The sequence below is a fragment of the Neisseria sp. P0021.S007 genome (assembly GCF_051956855.1).
The window spans coordinates 1-608 of sequence record NZ_JBQCXA010000760.1 but is presented as its reverse complement, the minus strand read 5'-3'; the positions used below and the strand labels follow the sequence as shown (position 1 = coordinate 608).

1 protein-coding gene is annotated in these 608 nt (G+C 47.7%); it reads right to left on the bottom strand.

The features are described 5' to 3' along the window. Positions 1 to 608 (bottom strand): calcium-binding protein (locus ACTHUR_RS15820; protein WP_440399608.1); only part of this gene is annotated, 608 nt, incomplete at both ends.

Genomic DNA, 608 nt, shown 5'->3' with positions numbered 1-608 from the left:
TATAGCAGATAGGTCGAGTTTGTCCATATTAGGGTCAAAGTCGAGTACACGATCTATGCTTCCATCATGGATATCTGATGGGGTAAAGGCGATGGTGTCTCTGCCTGCACCTGTGATGATGGTGTTACTACCTGTTCCTCCTGCAAGATAGTCATCGCCGTTTCCACCGTTGAGGTAATCATGTCCATTGCCACCTAATAGTCTGTCATTACCATCTCCACCGTTGAGGTGGTCATTTCCATTGCCGCCTGACAGTGTGTCGTTGCCGCTCATGCCGTACAGGAAATCATTGCCGTTATGACCGCTCAAATGATTATGACCGTCGTTGCCTGTCAGGACATTGTCACCATGGTTGCCAATACCGTTGATGTTGCTGCTGCCTGTCAAAGTCAGGTTTTCAACATTTGCTGAGACGGTGTAGGAAACGCTACTGTAAACGGTATCGGTACCTTCTCCCGGTTGCTCGATAACTTTGTCATTTACATTGTCCACATGATAGACATCATTTCCGTCCCCACCGCTCATGCGGTCTGTATCGGTGCCGCCGTATAAAATATCGTTACCGTTTCCACCATCAAGTACGTCGTGGTCTCGATCACCATATAAAA